Source organism: Phocaeicola sp. RTP21198st1_B8_RTP21198_201120, from assembly GCF_040929485.1.
GTDB lineage: Bacteria > Bacteroidota > Bacteroidia > Bacteroidales > Bacteroidaceae > Phocaeicola > Phocaeicola dorei.
In genome coordinates this window covers 40,674-57,513 of the sequence record NZ_JBCOCI010000016.1, presented here as the reverse complement: position 1 = coordinate 57,513, position 16,840 = coordinate 40,674, and the positions used below count along the sequence as shown (strand labels likewise).

The following is a 16,840-nucleotide window of genomic DNA, read 5'->3' as shown; positions in this document are numbered from 1 at the left end:
GAAAAGAAGAAAAATTTAATTTTAGTAAAACAGTGAGTGTAGATTGTATTCTTTTCTTAATTGTCTCAAGGCTCTTGTCAGATGAGTTTTTAGGGTATTCACAGAAATATGGAGTTCTTCAGCCGCTTCTTTATATTTCTTATTTTCCATAATGACAGCTCTCACTACTTGTAATTCCTGACGAGGTAATTTTTGTAATTTTTCCAATAATAACTTATTTCGTTCCTCTTGCTCCTCTTCATCTATAGACTCTTCAGGAATACTCATATCAAGACCTGAGAGTTCCTCCATAGATAACATGTTATTTTTCTGTAAAGTATTGATTGCCGCATTCCGCACAGACAAATAAAGATAGTAACGAAGATTTTGATTTATTTTCAAGTAATATTTCTTCTCCCAAAAATAGATAAAGAAATCCTGCACAATATCTTCAGCCATCTCAAAAGAATCGGTCAGTTGCACTGCATATATACATAATTTCATGTGATAAGCATCAAATAATAAACGAAAAGCCTCCTTGGGAGATGTCCGGAACAACTCCAAGATATACTTATCCTTTTCGCTATTATCTTTTAAATTTATCACCATGATAATACACTAATAGATATAAAAACTAAAAAAAGGTTCTATAAATCATTAGATTTACAGAACCTTTCATATGTTAAAGGGTGACTAGTGGGATTCGAACCCACGACATTCAGAACCACAATCTGACGCTCTAACCGACTGAACTATAGTCACCATGTTAGGCTTTCCTTTCGAAAGCGATGCAAAGGTACTGTTTTTTTTTATATCCGCAAACTTTTTGAGGAAAAATTATTCAAAAAAATACTCTTTTATGCCTCCATTCGATTTCCCTAATAAATTCTCAGTTCCTTTCAAGAAACGTTTCATCACATTAAGTTCCTCATTATGAATGGATTTATTTATAAAAGTAACAGGATATAATTCAAAGTTCTTTTTTTTACTTAAAACTGGTCTCGAAGTCCAAACCAACGCATATTCACAATTCGCTAAACGAGTTATTCGAAAAATCCGTTGCAACTTCAATCTCACCATAGCTCCTCCATCCGTTTTTTCTTTCGACATATTTGAGATAAAATTACCTAATGAATAAACAATGACATGCCGGGCAGGAGTCCGGGAGTCTTTTACAATTTCCATAGGCTGGAGTACATGCGGATGCGAACCTATTACATGATCAACTCCTTGTCCAATCAACCAGCCAGCCAGTTCACGCTCCGATCGTTCAGGGAACGAACAATATTCCACTCCCCAATGCATACAGGCTATAATAACATCAGGAAGTTTCCTGCGCGCATCAAGAATATCTTTTTTTATCTGTTCCCGATTAATATAATTAACCATATTCGGAGCATCAGTCTTAAAGCCATTCGTTCCATAAGTATAGTTCAACAATACAATTCTAAAACCATTTTTCTCAATCAATAACGGGTAGTTCCTATGGCGTTCTTCCGGGTTCCTATAGGTCCCAGCATGATGTATTTTCAAAGAATCCAGCATCAGGATAGTACGTTCCAGCCCCAGTTTCCCCTTATCCAGACAATGATTGTTAGCGGTCAGCAATACATCAAATCCGGCTTCCTTTATGGCATAAAGATATTCGTCCGGAGCACTGAACACCGGATACCCTCTATAAGGCTTTCCTCCCAATGTCACCTCCAAGTTCCCTATAGCCATATCCGCCTCACTTATTTCTTTCTTCACATGACGGAAACAATCATTATAATTATACCCGTCTCCTTGCCTGGCTGCATCAATTTGAGCCTGATGTTGCATCAAATCACCGACAAACAACAAAGAGATCTGATCTTGCGCCGATAGCGACAAACCAAACCATAGCAAAAAAAGAATGAAGATCTGTTTCATCTATTCTAATATTAAAGGGTACAAGATAGGAAAAAATTCGTAAAGAACAAAGTTCTACACTAATTTACAGTTTTCATACGCTTGAATTCCGTAGGAGCAACCCCGAACTGTGCCAACAGGCTTCACTAACCTGTACCCGTTCTGAAACAGCAGTACCATCGTTTTTTTCAAGCGAATAATACAAATAAAAATTAGAAAGAGGGTCTACAAGCATTTGCAACAAATCTTTATATATCACACACATGCCTTATTGATGACAATGACCCCAACAGAAACCACGTCAGCAAGCATGCCAACCGCCAGTCCAAAAGACAAGGACATTTAAAAAAAAGACCAAGACGTTTTTAAAAAAGACGGCGGCCTTTTAAAAAAAGCTCGTCACCTTTTTTAAAAATGACCTGATCTTTTTTACCACAGCCGGAATCCGCCATATTCCATAAAGGTACAAATCCTCTATGCGCACTTCTTACAAGAAAAAAAGCCTAAAAATAGCCTACTTTACATCAAAACGGAATAGCCTATAAAAAGAATATATATAACTGTTTTCAAGCCTCTTATGCAAAATTCAGCTTCAAAATATAATGAGGGCATAAGAGCATAAGTGAGAGCAATATTTTTTACCCTCACCATCTAAATCTTTTATAATAAACCTATTATACATGCAGTGAGAGCATGAGGGCATAAATGTCCCGAACTTCCCAGCGAGAAAGACCTATACATCAAGGACACTCCCGAAAATATAGTCATTCCGAAGAACAAAATAATCTTTTAAGAGCGAAAATCCTTCCTTATGATTTTACAGGTAAGTCCGAAAAGCAGGCATAACTTTTGTTCATGAAAACAAGTGTGTCAAAAGCAGGTCAGCTTATCCTGTAAGCATTACCAAACTTTTGACACATTCTTTTTTATCCATCAAGCTTCGCAAAGCGCATGGCACTTACTTGTAAATGACCTTTTTTCCAGCCAGCAACGTATTCTTCATTAAAGATACAATAGTCATGGGCCCCACACCGCCCGGCACCGGAGTGATATAAGAACATTTGGGAGCCACTTCATCAAATTTCACATCGCCGGTCAGTTTGAATCCGGATTTCTTTGTAGCATCCGGCACACGGGTAGTACCTACATCAATAATGACCGCACCTTCTTTCACCATCTCAGCCTTTACAAAATTAGGCTGACCCAGTGCAGCAATGATAATGTCAGCTTCCTGACATTCTTTTACCAAATCCTTGCTGCGGCTGTGGCAAACAGTTACAGTGGCATCACCCGGATAAGCTTTCTGCATCATCAGACTTGCCATAGGCTTACCTACAATGTTACTGCGGCCCAATACCACACATTTTTTTCCTTGGGTTTCAATGTTGTAACGCTTCAGCAATTCAAGAATACCGTTAGGAGTAGCAGATACATAGCAAGGAAGACCAATGGACATACGGCCTACATTGATAGGGTGAAAACCATCCACATCTTTCCGATAGTCAATGGTTTCAATCACTTTCTGCTCGGAAATATGTTTCGGCAAAGGGAGCTGTACAATGAAACCATCCACGTCAGCATCCTCATTCAGTTCTCTGACCTTTGCCAATAATTCTTCTTCCGTCACATCCGCTTCATAGCGAATCAGACTGGATTTGAAACCACATACCTCACAAGCCTTTACCTTGGCCGCTACGTATGTTTCACTTCCTCCGTCGTGTCCGACGAGAATTGCAGCTAAATGGGGACGCTTGCCACCTTTAGCCACGATTTCGGCAACTTCCGCAGCAATTTCCTGCTTCACCAGTTCCGAAATAGCTTTTCCATCAATTAGTTGCATACTATCTATTTACTTATAAATTATTCATTGAGCAACAAATGTAGTATAAATCAGCCATGCAGCATAATAAAAAAAGGAGAAAGTTTCACACTTTCTCCCTTATCTGTTTATTTAAGCATCACTTTTTAAGTTTCGGCATCATCTTACCCATCTTACTGCCGGTCACCATCTTCATCATCTTGCGAGTCTGGTCAAACTGTTTCAACAGACGGTTTACCTCCTGAATGCTGGTTCCACTACCTTTGGCTATACGTGTACGGCGCGTTCCGTTCAGAATTTCAGGATTTGTACGTTCCTGCGGAGTCATGGAATAAATAATCGCTTCAATACTCTTGAACGCATTATCATCGATATCAATATCTTTGATAGCTTTCCCCACACCCGGAATCATGGATGCAAGTTCTTTCAAATTACCCATCTTCTTAATCTGATGAATCTGGCTCAAGAAATCATTAAAGTCGAACTGATTCTTGGCAATCTTCTTCTGAAGACGCTTTGCCTCTTCCTCGTCATATTGCTCCTGCGCACGCTCTACCAAAGACACGATATCACCCATGCCGAGAATACGGTCTGCCATACGTGCAGGATGGAACTGGTCGATAGCATCCAACTTTTCGCCGGTACCCACAAACTTGATAGGCTTGTTTACCACGGTACGGATAGAAAGAGCAGCACCGCCACGGGTGTCACCATCCAATTTGGTCAGCACGACGCCGTTAAAGTCCAGACGTTCATTAAACTCACGAGCTGTATTCACCGCATCCTGACCGGTCATTGAATCGACCACAAACAAAGTTTCATCCGGATTTATCGCTTTCTTGATAGCCTCAATCTCGTTCATCATCTGCTCATCGATAGCCAGACGGCCGGCTGTATCGACAATGACCAAATCATACCCTTTCGCTTTTGCTTCATGAATAGCGTTCAATGCAATCTGCACCGGATTCTTGCTGTCCAACTCACTATATACAGGAACCTCGATTTGTTCTCCCAATACTCTTAACTGTTCGATAGCAGCGGGACGATAGACGTCACAAGCCACCAACAGCGGCTTACGGTTCTTCTTGGTTTTCAGCATACGGGCCAGCTTACCGGAGAAAGTAGTCTTACCGGAACCTTGCAGACCTGACATCAGGATAACTGCCGGACGACCTTCCAACACCAATTCGGCAGTTTCACCACCCATCAATGCGGTCAGTTCATCATGTACAATCTTTACCATCAACTGGCTGGGCTTCACAGCCGTAAGCACATTCTGCCCTAAAGCTTTTTCTTTCACAGTATCAGTAAAGCCTTTGGCGACCTTATAGTTCACGTCAGCATCCAACAAAGCTTTACGCACATCCTTCAACGTTTCCGCTACATTAATCTCGGTGATTTTTCCCTCACCTTTCAGAATCTTAAAAGACCGTTCCAGTCTCTCACTTAAATTATCGAACATATATCTTTAATTATAAATTACGAATTATGATTGCCTGTCATTCTTTACTAACCTTCAGAATAACAACAGGGTGCAAAAATACAAAAAACTTATGAACCTTATATCTTTTTATTCTGCCATTTTGCTTTTTTCAAATAAATAACGCTGCTAAGCAGTAACAAACTATAGTACACCACCTCTATGGAGAAACAAACCGAAACCGGTGCTTTCACTACCATGCCTATCCACAGAATGTAAAGGGTATAGAACACCAAAGTCCCCATTTCAAGTATCAGAGCAGCCTGCGTATTTCCAGTTCCCGAAATGGCATTGAAATAGACATTCGCCACCGATGCGATGACCATTGCCACAGCAATGACATACAACGAAGGCACGGATTCCACCAGCAAGGCCTGCTCATTGGTATAAACCGAAAGCATAGCATGAGGGAAAAGTACCACTATGGCCACACAGACTATCATGATGAAGAACGACATCCGTGCGATACGCCAAATCAAGCGCATGACATGGGCTATCCCTCCCGCACCGATCAGATTGCTGACCAAGGAATTGGTAGTAGTAGATAGTGCCTGAACCGGAATGAGCATCACGATATAGATACTACGTACGATATTGGCAATCGCCAGCTCGCGTTGCCCCAACCGTTCTATCGCGATGAAAAAGACAAACCAAGTAGTCATGGCCAAAAAATATTGTACCATGGTAAAACACGATATACTCAGAATCCTTCCCAATAAAGAGAAATCAATCTTCTGCCAGTGATTCAAGCCGAATTTCTTAAAATCTACCTTTGCGTAGGTATAAATCAAGAAGAAAGCCAATGAAGCGGCTTCAGCCATCACCGAAGCGATAGCTGCTCCTTTAATCCCCATCTCCGGCATTCCAAACTTACCGAAAATCAAAATATAGTCCAACAACACATTCACCAATGCCATGACCACCGCATTCATCGTCAGCACTTTAGTACGTGTAATGCCAATATACAGCGCACGGAACATCACGTTGATAAAAGCGAAGAAAAAACCAAAGATACGCCAGTTGAGGAATTCCATGGTGGCGTCAAAAATGGAATCAGATGAGATGAGCAGACGGACAACAGATGGAGCCAACAGATGAGTCAGCCCGAACATGAGCACCGCCAGCCCCAGCAAGAATGTCCCTCCCTGTATCATCACAGGGCCTACATCTTTGTAACGCCCTTCACCATTACGACGGGCAATCAAAATTTGTGAACCGATACTAAAGCCAAAAGCAATAGTAAAGACACAGATATAAAACAATCCACCCATGGCGGAAGCTCCCAGTTCGACTTCCCCCACTCTACCCAGGAAAGCCGTATCCGTCACATTTATAATGTTTTGCGCTAATAATCCGAGAAAAATCGGATAACTCACGTTCCATATTTCTTTGTTAGTATACATATAAAAAATTTGTATTGCGTAAAAGGGTTACAAAGATACAACATTCTTCTCAATCCACCATGCTGAATGTGGTGAAGAATCTGTAAACAGGCAAAGAATTTATTCCTGGAAATAACCATTCCGGAACAAAAGGCATATCATGTCCAAACTATGCTGGAAACTTCCGGGAACTTCCAGCATAGTTGGCAAAAGTTTCCAGCATAGTTTGAAAAAACGACCCGAGCGTTGACAGAACACGACGGACGTTTTTTTCAAAGAACCCTTAAGGGAGTTTTTCTTTGTTTCTTTCTTTGTTTTAATATAATAAGGTAGAAAATCCACGATAAGTCCACAACTTGTCCACAGCATAGGCATTAAACTACTATAAGACAAAGAATTAATTAAAAAAAGTTCGTCCACAAGTAATCCACAAGGCACTCAACAGCTAAAAAACACTCAGAAAATCATGGGTCAAAAGCCTTCTGAAATAAACGAAGAAAATTAAATAGTTTCTACTGAAACAGTTGATTTTTTCAATAGATTATGCAAATAATTGCACAAAAGGTTTGTCCGCGTGTTATTTTATCCTACCTTTGCGTCCGCAAACAAAAAAATTAAGTAATAAATGAAGAAACTATTATTAATTAGCGCAGCGACGCTAATCGTTTCAAATTCAACTTTCGCAGGAGGTATTTTAACCAATACAAATCAACATGCAGCTTTTCTCCGTATGCTATCCCGTGGTGCTACTACAGAAATAGATGGTGCTTTGTCTAATCCTGCCGGACTGGCTTTCTTACCCAAAGACGGATTCCATGTAGGATTGAGCATTCAAAGTGCTTATCAGACTAGAAATATTGATGCCAGTTTTATGACATACAACGGGGTTAGCGCCACAGGTCCTACCGTTGCAGACAAGCCTTTCGAAAAATATTATGAAGGAACGGCAGCCGCACCGGTTATTCCCAGTTTATTTGCAGCCTATAAAAAAGACAAATGGACTATTTCAGGTTTCTTCGCTATTACCGCCGGAGGTGGAAAAGCATCTTTCGATGACGGATTGCCTATGTTTGAATCTGCGGCCATGGCCGGTATTTTTCAGAATAGTGTGAAAGCACATCAGGCAAACCCACAAAGTCCGATAATCGTTCCCGGCATGTATGATATCACAAGCGCCATGGATGGTAAACAATATATTTACTCTTTACAGTTGGGATTATCCTATAAAGCTACCGAATGGCTTTCTGTATTCGGTGGAGGACGTATGAACTATTTTACAGGCGGTTATAAAGGATTCTTGAATGCCATTGTGAAAGGAACAGATACCAACCTGTTGCCACTCGCTCTTGACTGTGACCAAACAGGTTGGGGACTCACTCCTGTAATCGGTGCAGATGTTAAATTGGGTAAACTGAATATCGGTGCTAAATATGAGTTCAAGACCAATCTGAATATCGAAAACAATACAAAGAATATAGAATATCCCCGGACTCCTGAAGGTGAAGCAATGATAGCTCCTTACAAACACGGTGTAAACACCCCCAATGACATCCCAGCCATGTTCTCTATCGCAGCTGCTTACGAATTCCTTCCGGTACTTCGTGCTTCTGTAGAATATCATTTCTATGATGATAAAAAGGCAGGTATGGCAAACGACAAACAAAAATATCTGACCAAAGGAACCAATGAATACTTGGCAGGTATCGAGTTTGATGTAACCAAGCAACTGACCCTCAGCTGTGGTGGACAGATCACTGACTACGGACTATCAGATAACTATCAATCAGATACTAGTTTCTCTTGTGATTCTTACTCTTTGGGAGTCGGAGCCAAAATAAAAATGAACAAGCATCTCAATCTGAATGTCGGCTATATGTGGACTAATTATGAGGATTATACCAAGAAGTCAACCAACTATAACGGAACCGGATTACCCGGAACAAATGTATACAGCCGTACTAACAAAGTATTCGGTTTAAGTGCAGATTATAGTTTCTAATCCCTGTATATGAAATAAAAAAGAAGGCCATACCTAAACAACTGAGGTATGGCTTTTTTTTACAAAAAACTCCAAAGAAACTGATAATCTTTCAGCCGCACCCGCAACTGTTTCAACGACCGGGTGATATGAAATTCCACAGTCTTTACAGAAATATCCAGTCGCAAAGCAATTTCCTTGTTCGGTAAATTTTTCATCCGGCTCAAAATAAACACCTCCCTGCTTGTAGGAGGCAGTTCACTAATAGCTTCCTGCACCAAAGCCTGTATCTCATCACAAAACAATTTATCGGGATCACAAGCCTCCAAAGTCGAGATACGCAAAGCCAGCTCTTTCTGCCGTATATCTCCTATATGCTGCTCGGCACGCATACGTACCTCCAAGTGTTGCAAATGATTCAGTGAACGATTTTTTATGGCTGTCAACAACAATGCGGAAATATTCGTATCCTCCCGCAATTCATTCCGGTGCTCCCACACACTGGTAAACGCCCCCATTACAATATCCTCAGCCTCTTCCTTGTCCCTGACGTACGAGTAAGCAAACTGAATAAACTGTTGCTGACGTTTACTAAACACCTCCGTCAGTTCTGACATAAAAATATTCCCCGTTTCTTTCATCTAACTAATTTTCTGTATCCGTTTCTAAATCTTGATATAGATGCCTTTTTTATATAATATATGAACAATGCTCCAACAGAATATAATATAGATCAAAGCATAGACTAATGAGCCGGGATAATCCCCCAATGCCGGAGCCAGCATCTTTTCATAAATAAAGGCACTCACGCCCGTAGCACCCAATGCGATTCCCATTGTTTCCGCAAACACATAAATAAACAAAGGATTCACTCCGAATGACCGGAAAAAAGCACACCAGTTCTGATATCCTTTCATATCAATAATCCAAATGAGCAGAGCCAAAAAACTGGACGCCAACCCACAAGTTATTATAACAAAAGTAGGCGACCACACTTTTTTATTAATAGGGCAGCCATAACTTAACAGAAAGCCGGCAAATGTAAGTATAGTTCCTATCAGAAACAACCACTGTATCTTTTCGGCATTATCTTTAGCGGAAAGCAACAACTTTCCACAATAAAATCCTACCATCACATGGCACACCGCAGGAACAGTACTCAGCAGCCCTTCCGGATCAAACGCCATTCCGCCCTCATGGTACATATGGGATGTGCCCAATGCCCATGCGTCAAAACGAGCCACAACATTGGTTTCCGACTGATTGAAGCCGTCTCCCGTAGCCAATAAAAGAAAATAAGCGGCCAAAGTCACCAAAATGATAGCAGGAAAATATTTATGCTTCACCGTTATAGCAACCAGACTGGTCACACCGTATCCTATAGCGAGCCGTTGCATGACTCCCAGATAACGCCATTCTTCAAAATTCAGATGATGTGTAAAAACAGACTTAGCTAAAAGATTCAACAATAGACCGATACAAAAAATAATGACTGTACGCTTCATTATTTTACGCAACGTGGCATGTGAATAAGTAAAATTATATTTCCGCAAAGAAATATAAGTCGAGATTCCCATAATGAACATAAAAAAAGGGAAAACGAGATCGGTGGGGGTCAATCCGTTAAAGGCGGCATGCTCCAGCGGAGCATACACATACCCCCACGAACCGGGGTTATTCACAAGAATCATGCCTGCAATAGTGATGCCTCTCAAGATGTCAAGAGCGAGCAATCGTTTGGGGGTATTTGCTGTCATGTGTGTCAGATTAATAAATTGGTTAACTCGGACAAAGATAACATTCTATTAGCAATAAAGAAACAAATCTGTGAAAAATATTTTTATATTGTAAACATATTAATCTCTCTGAAAAACATGTTTATTCCGTTTTTATTGCTATTTTTGTCCGCAAAGAATTTCTATACCCCCTTTATTTAAAAACTTAGCACAGATATATTATGAAAAAAAAGAGTCTGCTAGTATTTTTCGTTGGGCTATTAACGTGTGGATGCCAAATGAAAGAAGTAATCAATGAGTACAATGTAGTTCCGCTGCCTGTTACTATGAATGAGCAGCCGGGACGTTTTTATCTGAACAGCGATGTTCCTGTCGTTGTGAACGCCTCACAAGAAGTGAAAAATATCGCTTCCAGTCTATCAACTACCGTATTGGATGTAGCCGGTATCAAATTGAAACCGGGTGGTGAATTACATGAAAATGTACCCACCATTGTTTTTGACAGCATTCCGGGTATGGAGAAAGAAGCCTACAAATTATCAGTCACCCCCCAACAGATAAAGATTACAGCATCAACACCTAACGGATTTTATTACGGACTGCAAACTCTGTATCAACTGTTGCCGGTAGCTATTTATAGCAAGGAAAGAGCACGCAATGCCGAATGGAGCGTACCTTGCGTCGAGATAGAAGATACTCCGGCGTTCCGATATCGCGGAGCAATGCTGGATGTATGCCGTCATTTTGCATCGATAGATTACATCAAAAAATTCATTGATGTATTGGCCGTACATAAGATGAATACCTTCCACTGGCATCTTACGGATGACCAAGGCTGGAGAATCGAAATCAAAAAGTATCCCAAACTGACCGAAATCGGTTCCCAACGTTCAGAAACCATGGTGGATTATTTCTATACCCACTACCCGTTTAAATATGACGGCAAACCTCATGGAGGTTACTATACACAAGAAGAAATTAAAGAAGTGGTAGCATACGCCCAAAGCAAATATATCACCGTCATTCCGGAAATAGAGCTACCGGGACATGCCTTGGCAGCCATTGCCTCTTACCCCGAATTATCCTGTACTCCGGACAGCACCTACGAAGTTTGCAAACTGTGGGGTGTGTTTGACCAGGTATTCTGCCCTACCGACACTTTCTTTCAATTTATGGAAGGAGTCATGGACGAAGTGGTGGAATTATTCCCAAGTTCTTATATACATATAGGTGGTGACGAATGCCCCAAATACGCATGGGAACATTGTTCCCATTGCCAAAAACTGATACGAGACCTAGGGCTTAAAGATGATGTCACTCCTAATCCCGTAGACGGCAGAAAGCATACCAAAGAAGAGAAGTTACAAAGCTATATCGTAAACCGTGCGGAAAAATACCTGAACAGCAAAGGACGCAACATCATCGGTTGGGATGAAATTCTGGAAGGCGGGCTTGCTCCCAACGCCACAGTGATGTCATGGCGTGGTGTGGAAGGCGGAATGACCGCAGCCAAAGCCGGGCATGATGCCATCATGACTCCCAATCCTTACGCTTATCTTGATCATTATCAAGAAGAACCGGAAATAGCCCCTGTCACTATCGGTGGGTATAACACATTGAAGAAAACATACAGTTACAATCCTGTACCGGCTGATGCAGACAGTCTGGTAAAACAACACATCATAGGCGTACAAGCTAATTGCTGGGCTGAATATATGCCAACCGAGGACAATCGTGACTATCAAATCTTCCCACGTTTAATCGCCATAGCCGAGACCGGATGGACTCCGATGAAGGAGAAGAATTTCACTTCATTCTGCAGCCGCATGGTAGAAGATTTCAAACGTCTGGAAATAATGGGGGTAAAACCATGCCTCAACTTCTTTGATGTAAACATTAATACCCGTTCCACTAAAGAAGGAGTACTGAATGTAGAACTGGAAACATTCTATCCGGGAGCACAAATCTATTATACAATCCACGGTGAGGAACCGTCTGTAAATGCCAGCTTATATAGCCATCCATTCCCATTGGAAGGTACTTACGACTTGAAAGCCGCCGCCTTTGTTGACGGTAAGCAGATTGGTAAAGTTACCCATAAACAACTTTACAAGAATTTAATCAGTGGAAAGAAATATGAAATCACTCCGGAACCCAAAGGAATGAAGGGGGATATTTTAGGAGAAAATGACATATTAGGGGCCGATACGGTGACTTTAGGACTAACCAACGGAAAACGTGGGAACAATGCCTCTTCCACTCCATGGGTAGGTATCCGCCCGGACAATAATGATAAAGTGACCTTCGTGGCAGACTTTGATAAAGCTACAATCAGTAAAATCAGATTTGGTACGCTTTATAATGCAGCCGGCAATATATTACCGGTAAGCAAAGCTGTGGTGTATGTTTCCGCCTCAGGCAATAAATTCGAGAAAGTGGCCGAAAAGGAATTTACCTATGACATCAAAGAAAACACCTTCAAAGGATTCGATGAAGAAATAGAATTCCCGGCACAAGAAGCTGTGAAGGTGAAAATAGAATTTACAAGCGGAGGCAAAATACGTAATGGCATTGATTGCTATAGTCCGCATGATAAGAGCGAAGTGCCCAGTACAATGGCATTGGATGAAATAGAAATCTATTAATTCCACGAAAGAAGTAAAGTAAACAACTGTCCGGAAGCTATCTTTTGCTTTCGGACAGTTTCTTTTGTGCAATTCAATGCAGGCTGTTCCATCCAAGCGCGATATGACACTTTTATGAGGAACCACACAGCCTTTTTCAAATAAATTATGTAATTTTGCCGAATGTTTATAACAACCCTTTAAATCATGAGAAAATATTCATTCTTATTCACACTTTTACTGCTATCGGCAAGCAGTTTTGCCCAAAACAAAGATTTCAGTTATAAGTTTTACGGACAAGTTCGCACCGATCTTTATTACAATAGCCGTGCCAACGAAGAAACTGTGGACGGACTTTTCTATATGTATCCCAAAGACAAAATATATGATACAGACGGAAAAGACCTGAATGCAACAGCCAATGGAAGCTTCTATACCTTGTACACTCGTCTGGGAGTCGACGTTCAAGGCCCTAAACTGGGCAGGGCAAAAACCTCGGCTAAAGTGGAAATGGACTTTCGCGGTTCAGGAACCACTTTCTCTACCGTTCGCCTGCGCCATGCATATTTGAACTTAGACTGGGGAAAACCGTCCTTGCTGTTGGGACAAACCTGGCATCCGCTGTATGGTGACGTCGCTCCGCAAATCCTGAATCTGAATATGGGAGCTCCTTTCCAACCGTTCAGCCGTGCTCCGCAAATACGTTTCCGCTACAAGACAGGTGATATACAGTTGACAGGTGCAGCGATCTGGCAATCTCAATATCTGTCACAAGGCCCTGATGGCAAGAGCCAGAAATACATCAAAGAAAGCTGTATCCCGGAAGTCTATATCGGTGCAGATTACAAAGGTAACAACTGGTTGGTAGGTGCAGGTATTGAAATGGTTTCATTAAAACCCCGTACTCAGTCTGTGGTAGAGGATAAAGTGTATAAAGTAGATGAACGTATCACTTCTCTGTCTTATGAAGTTCACATGAAATATACTTCACCTGTATGGTATATAGCTGCCAAAAGCATATTAGGTTCCAATCTTACACAGGTTTCTATGCTGGGAGGTTATGGCATAAAATCAATAGACCAACGAACAGGTGAACAGGAATATTCCCCCAACCGCAACTCCAGTTCTTGGTTGAACATTGTGTATGGCAAAAAATGGAAACCGGCTGTTTTCTTTGGTTACATGAAAAATTTAGGCACCAGCGATGAGGTTACCAAAATGTATGGCACAGGTACAAATGTAGATCAATTGATCAGTGCCAGTGCCGAACTGACTTATAATGTTCCTCATTGGAAAATCGGTGTGGAATATAATTTCAGTTCTGCATGGTACGGTTCACTAGATAAGTCAGATGGAACAATCATTGATACCCATTCTGTTTCAAACAACAGACTGGTAGCCACCGTGTTGTTTATGTTCTAAGATATAGAATTCACTACAAAAAACAAAATACTAAAAAAGGCAACTCGAAACCGGGTTGCCTTTCTTTTATATAGAGAAGTACCAATTATTCACCTTTGATCGCTGCAACACCCGGAAGAACTTTTCCTTCAATCGCTTCCAACAAAGCACCACCACCGGTAGAGATGTAAGATACTTGGTCAGCCATACCGAACTTGTTGATACAAGCTACAGAATCACCACCACCAATCAATGAGAACGCACCGTTCTTAGTTGCTTTAGCGATAGCTTCGGCGATTGCACGTGAACCGGCAGTAAAGTTATCAAACTCAAATACACCGGCAGGACCGTTCCAAAGAATAGTCTTAGCATCTTCAATAGCTGCAGCAAATGCTTTCTGAGTTTCGGGACCTGCATCCAAGCCTTCCCATCCGTCAGGAATATTATTTGCAGGAACAACCTGAGTATTAGCATCATTAGAGAATGCATCAGCAGCTACACAGTCTGTACCTAATACCAAATTCACACCTTTAGCCTTAGCCTTAGCGATGATATCAAGAGCCAATTCCAATTTATCATCTTCTACGATAGAATTACCAATTTTACCACCCTGAGCTTTAGCAAAAGTATAAGTCATACCACCGCAAAGGATCAAGTTATCCACTTTATCCATCAGGTTTTCAATGATACCAATCTTGGTAGATACCTTAGAACCACCCATAATAGCAGTGAACGGACGTTTGATATCTTTCAGGATATTATCAACAGCTTGAACTTCTTTTTCCATCAAATAGCCCAACATCTTGTTGTCTGCATCGAAATAGTCGGCGATAACAGCTGTAGAAGCATGTTTACGGTGAGCAGTACCGAATGCGTCATTGATATAGCAGTCAGCATAAGAAGCCAAAGTCTTGGCAAATTCTTTCTGAGAAGCCCTCATTGCCTTCTTGGCATCTTCGTATGCAGGATCTTCTTTGTCAATGCCAACAGGCTTTCCTTCTTCTTCAGGATAGAAACGCAAGTTTTCCAACAACAGGACTTCACCCGGTTTCAAAGCAGCTGCAGCATCACCGGCTTTTGCGCAATCAGGAGCAAATTGAACAGGTACACCTAATTTTTCAGAAACAGCATCGACAATCTGACTCAATGAATATTTAGCATTTACCTTACCTTTGGGTTTACCCATGTGTGACATGATAATCAAGCTGCCACCATCAGCCAACACTTTTTTCAGTGTAGGAAGAGCACCGCGGATACGAGTATCATCAGTAATTTTACCATTTTCGTCCAAAGGTACATTGAAGTCCACGCGGACAATTGCCTTTTTACCGGCAAAGTTGAATTTGTCAATTGTCATCATAATCTCTTATTTTTGTTTATAGTGTATAAATACAATCTCGCTTATTTTGGGTGTTGCAAAGTTACTAATATTTTTTATTAGCAGTGTGTCAGGGCGGTAATAATTTTATCTGAAATGAAAAAAGAGGGTAAAAACCACTTTTTTTGAGAAAATCGAAAAAAAATCATTTTTCCGCTAGGGTTGTTTCCCACTATCCTGTTCTATATACAAAATGCGGAAAGAATGAAGACAGAATTGCTACATAAATATTTCAGAGGAGAAACCACGGAAAAAGAGGAAAGCCAAATTGTGGAATGGACGGAAAGCAGTGCCGAGAACAAGGAACGCTTTTTGAAAGAACGAATGTTGTTTGATATCACCCTTTTTTCCGATGATTCGAAGATACAGCGGAAGCCGAAAGGACATCTGTATCTGTATCCGCTGATTGCCATTGCCGCCATGTTGGCTATTGTTTTTGTCATGGATTTGCCACATATGCACAAACCCAAGCAGCAATTGTCACAAACCATCCGTATTCCAGCGGGGCAACGTGCGCAGATGGACCTCCCCGATGGTTCGGTAGTATGGTTGAACTCCCAAACTACATTGACTTATGATGAAGATTTCGGTAAAAAAGACCGTAAAGTCACATTAGACGGAGAAGCCTATTTCGAGGTGGCACACAATAAGGAAATTCCTTTTTATGTGCAGACAGAAAACATAAAGGTACAAGTCACCGGAACAAAATTCGATGTATGTTCTTATAAAGGTTCAAACAGCTTTATAGCCAGACTGATAGAAGGTTCCATCAACTTGCTTACCAACAGTGCAAAAGAAGAAAAAACAATTACCAGCCTGACGAAAGGAAAGTATTTCTCGATGGAAAACGGCAAATATAGAACGGGCGAAATGAGCAGCAACAATGCTTTAGCATGGATGCAAGGCATTTATTATTTCGATGATGTTCCGTTTAAAGAATTACTGGACAAGATTGCTCTATATTATAATTATAAGATAACAGTGAAGAATCCTAAAATCTTAGAGAACTACCGTTGTACCGGTAAATTCAAAGATTTGGATGGCATAGAGCATATACTAAAAGTTATACAAAAAGACCATCCGTTCAAATACGATATTGATAACGAACATAACAAGATAACTATAGAATAAAATCACAATAGAAGTTTAACCTTAAAAATTAACCATTATGAT

12 protein-coding genes and 1 tRNA gene are annotated in these 16,840 nt (G+C 40.9%); 4 read left to right on the top strand and 9 right to left on the bottom strand.

Annotation, left to right across the window (positions count from 1 at the left end; translation table 11 throughout):
• Positions 1–21 precede the first annotated feature (21 nt).
• The 6 genes from AB5935_RS09105 to AB5935_RS09080 all read right to left on the bottom strand — a co-directional run bounded on the left by AB5935_RS09105 (position 22) and on the right by AB5935_RS09080 (position 6,571).
• On the bottom strand, positions 22–588 hold the full coding sequence (locus AB5935_RS09105) for a sigma-70 family RNA polymerase sigma factor (protein ID WP_007836942.1): 567 nt from the start codon (positions 586–588) through the stop codon (positions 22–24).
• 79 nt (positions 589–667) lie between these two features.
• A tRNA-His gene (locus AB5935_RS09100) sits at positions 668–741 on the bottom strand.
• 75 nt (positions 742–816) lie between these two features.
• Positions 817–1,890: a CapA family protein gene (locus AB5935_RS09095; protein ID WP_007836941.1), complete on the bottom strand. Its 1,074-nt coding sequence runs from the start codon at positions 1,888–1,890 to the stop codon at positions 817–819.
• Positions 1,891–2,827: 937 nt separating this feature from the next.
• On the bottom strand, positions 2,828–3,709 hold the full coding sequence (folD, locus tag AB5935_RS09090) for a bifunctional methylenetetrahydrofolate dehydrogenase/methenyltetrahydrofolate cyclohydrolase FolD (RefSeq protein WP_007836928.1): 882 nt from the start codon (positions 3,707–3,709) through the stop codon (positions 2,828–2,830).
• Positions 3,710–3,827: 118 nt separating this feature from the next.
• Positions 3,828–5,150: a signal recognition particle protein gene (ffh, locus tag AB5935_RS09085; RefSeq protein ID WP_007836927.1), complete on the bottom strand. Its 1,323-nt coding sequence runs from the start codon at positions 5,148–5,150 to the stop codon at positions 3,828–3,830.
• A gap of 98 nt (positions 5,151–5,248) precedes the next feature.
• Positions 5,249–6,571, bottom strand: coding sequence for an MATE family efflux transporter (locus AB5935_RS09080; protein WP_038608792.1), 1,323 nt, complete (start codon positions 6,569–6,571; stop codon positions 5,249–5,251).
• A 604-nt stretch (positions 6,572–7,175) separates the two neighbouring features.
• Between AB5935_RS09080 and AB5935_RS09075 the strand changes: the two genes are divergently transcribed.
• Positions 7,176–8,549: an OmpP1/FadL family transporter gene (locus AB5935_RS09075; protein ID WP_007844735.1), complete on the top strand. Its 1,374-nt coding sequence runs from the start codon at positions 7,176–7,178 to the stop codon at positions 8,547–8,549.
• A gap of 59 nt (positions 8,550–8,608) precedes the next feature.
• Here AB5935_RS09075 and AB5935_RS09070 read toward each other — a convergent pair whose 3' ends face one another.
• Complete coding sequence (locus AB5935_RS09070) at positions 8,609–9,169, bottom strand: RNA polymerase sigma-70 factor (RefSeq protein ID WP_007853146.1); 561 nt, start codon at positions 9,167–9,169, stop codon at positions 8,609–8,611.
• A gap of 24 nt (positions 9,170–9,193) precedes the next feature.
• Positions 9,194–10,285, bottom strand: a complete 1,092-nt coding sequence (locus tag AB5935_RS09065; protein WP_368327400.1) for an acyltransferase family protein — start codon at positions 10,283–10,285, stop codon at positions 9,194–9,196.
• Positions 10,286–10,485: 200 nt separating this feature from the next.
• Between AB5935_RS09065 and AB5935_RS09060 the strand changes: the two genes are divergently transcribed.
• Positions 10,486–12,909, top strand: coding sequence for a beta-N-acetylhexosaminidase (locus AB5935_RS09060; RefSeq protein ID WP_032942546.1), 2,424 nt, complete (start codon positions 10,486–10,488; stop codon positions 12,907–12,909).
• 186 nt (positions 12,910–13,095) lie between these two features.
• Positions 13,096–14,310 (top strand): hypothetical protein, encoded by a 1,215-nt coding sequence (locus AB5935_RS09055; RefSeq protein WP_007844742.1) that lies wholly within the window; start codon positions 13,096–13,098, stop codon positions 14,308–14,310.
• 85 nt (positions 14,311–14,395) lie between these two features.
• Here the strand turns inward: AB5935_RS09055 and AB5935_RS09050 are convergent, their stop codons facing one another.
• The gene (locus tag AB5935_RS09050; RefSeq protein WP_032950736.1) at positions 14,396–15,649 is read right to left on the bottom strand and encodes a phosphoglycerate kinase; all 1,254 of its coding nucleotides are present in this window, start codon (positions 15,647–15,649) and stop codon (positions 14,396–14,398) included.
• Positions 15,650–15,871: 222 nt separating this feature from the next.
• Here AB5935_RS09050 and AB5935_RS09045 point away from each other — a divergent pair, with 222 nt between their 5' ends.
• Complete coding sequence (locus AB5935_RS09045; protein ID WP_007836911.1) at positions 15,872–16,798, top strand: FecR family protein; 927 nt, start codon at positions 15,872–15,874, stop codon at positions 16,796–16,798.
• Positions 16,799–16,840: the final 42 nt, after the last annotated feature.

Bases quoted from the DNA above. Each gene is read 5' to 3' on its own strand.
- AB5935_RS09065 (WP_368327400.1), bottom strand. From the start codon at position 10,285: ATGACAGCAAATACCCCCAAACGATTGCTCGCTCTTGACATCTTGAGA.
- AB5935_RS09050 (WP_032950736.1), bottom strand. From the start codon at position 15,649: ATGATGACAATTGACAAATTCAACTTTGCCGGTAAAAAGGCAATTGTC.
- AB5935_RS09045 (WP_007836911.1), top strand. From the start codon at position 15,872: ATGAAGACAGAATTGCTACATAAATATTTCAGAGGAGAAACCACGGAA.
- AB5935_RS09095 (WP_007836941.1), bottom strand. From the start codon at position 1,890: ATGAAACAGATCTTCATTCTTTTTTTGCTATGGTTTGGTTTGTCGCTA.
- AB5935_RS09105 (WP_007836942.1), bottom strand. From the start codon at position 588: ATGGTGATAAATTTAAAAGATAATAGCGAAAAGGATAAGTATATCTTG.
- AB5935_RS09060 (WP_032942546.1), top strand. From the start codon at position 10,486: ATGAAAAAAAAGAGTCTGCTAGTATTTTTCGTTGGGCTATTAACGTGT.
- AB5935_RS09070 (WP_007853146.1), bottom strand. From the start codon at position 9,169: ATGAAAGAAACGGGGAATATTTTTATGTCAGAACTGACGGAGGTGTTT.
- folD (WP_007836928.1), bottom strand. From the start codon at position 3,709: ATGCAACTAATTGATGGAAAAGCTATTTCGGAACTGGTGAAGCAGGAA.
- AB5935_RS09075 (WP_007844735.1), top strand. From the start codon at position 7,176: ATGAAGAAACTATTATTAATTAGCGCAGCGACGCTAATCGTTTCAAAT.
- AB5935_RS09055 (WP_007844742.1), top strand. From the start codon at position 13,096: ATGAGAAAATATTCATTCTTATTCACACTTTTACTGCTATCGGCAAGC.
- AB5935_RS09080 (WP_038608792.1), bottom strand. From the start codon at position 6,571: ATGTATACTAACAAAGAAATATGGAACGTGAGTTATCCGATTTTTCTC.
- ffh (WP_007836927.1), bottom strand. From the start codon at position 5,150: ATGTTCGATAATTTAAGTGAGAGACTGGAACGGTCTTTTAAGATTCTG.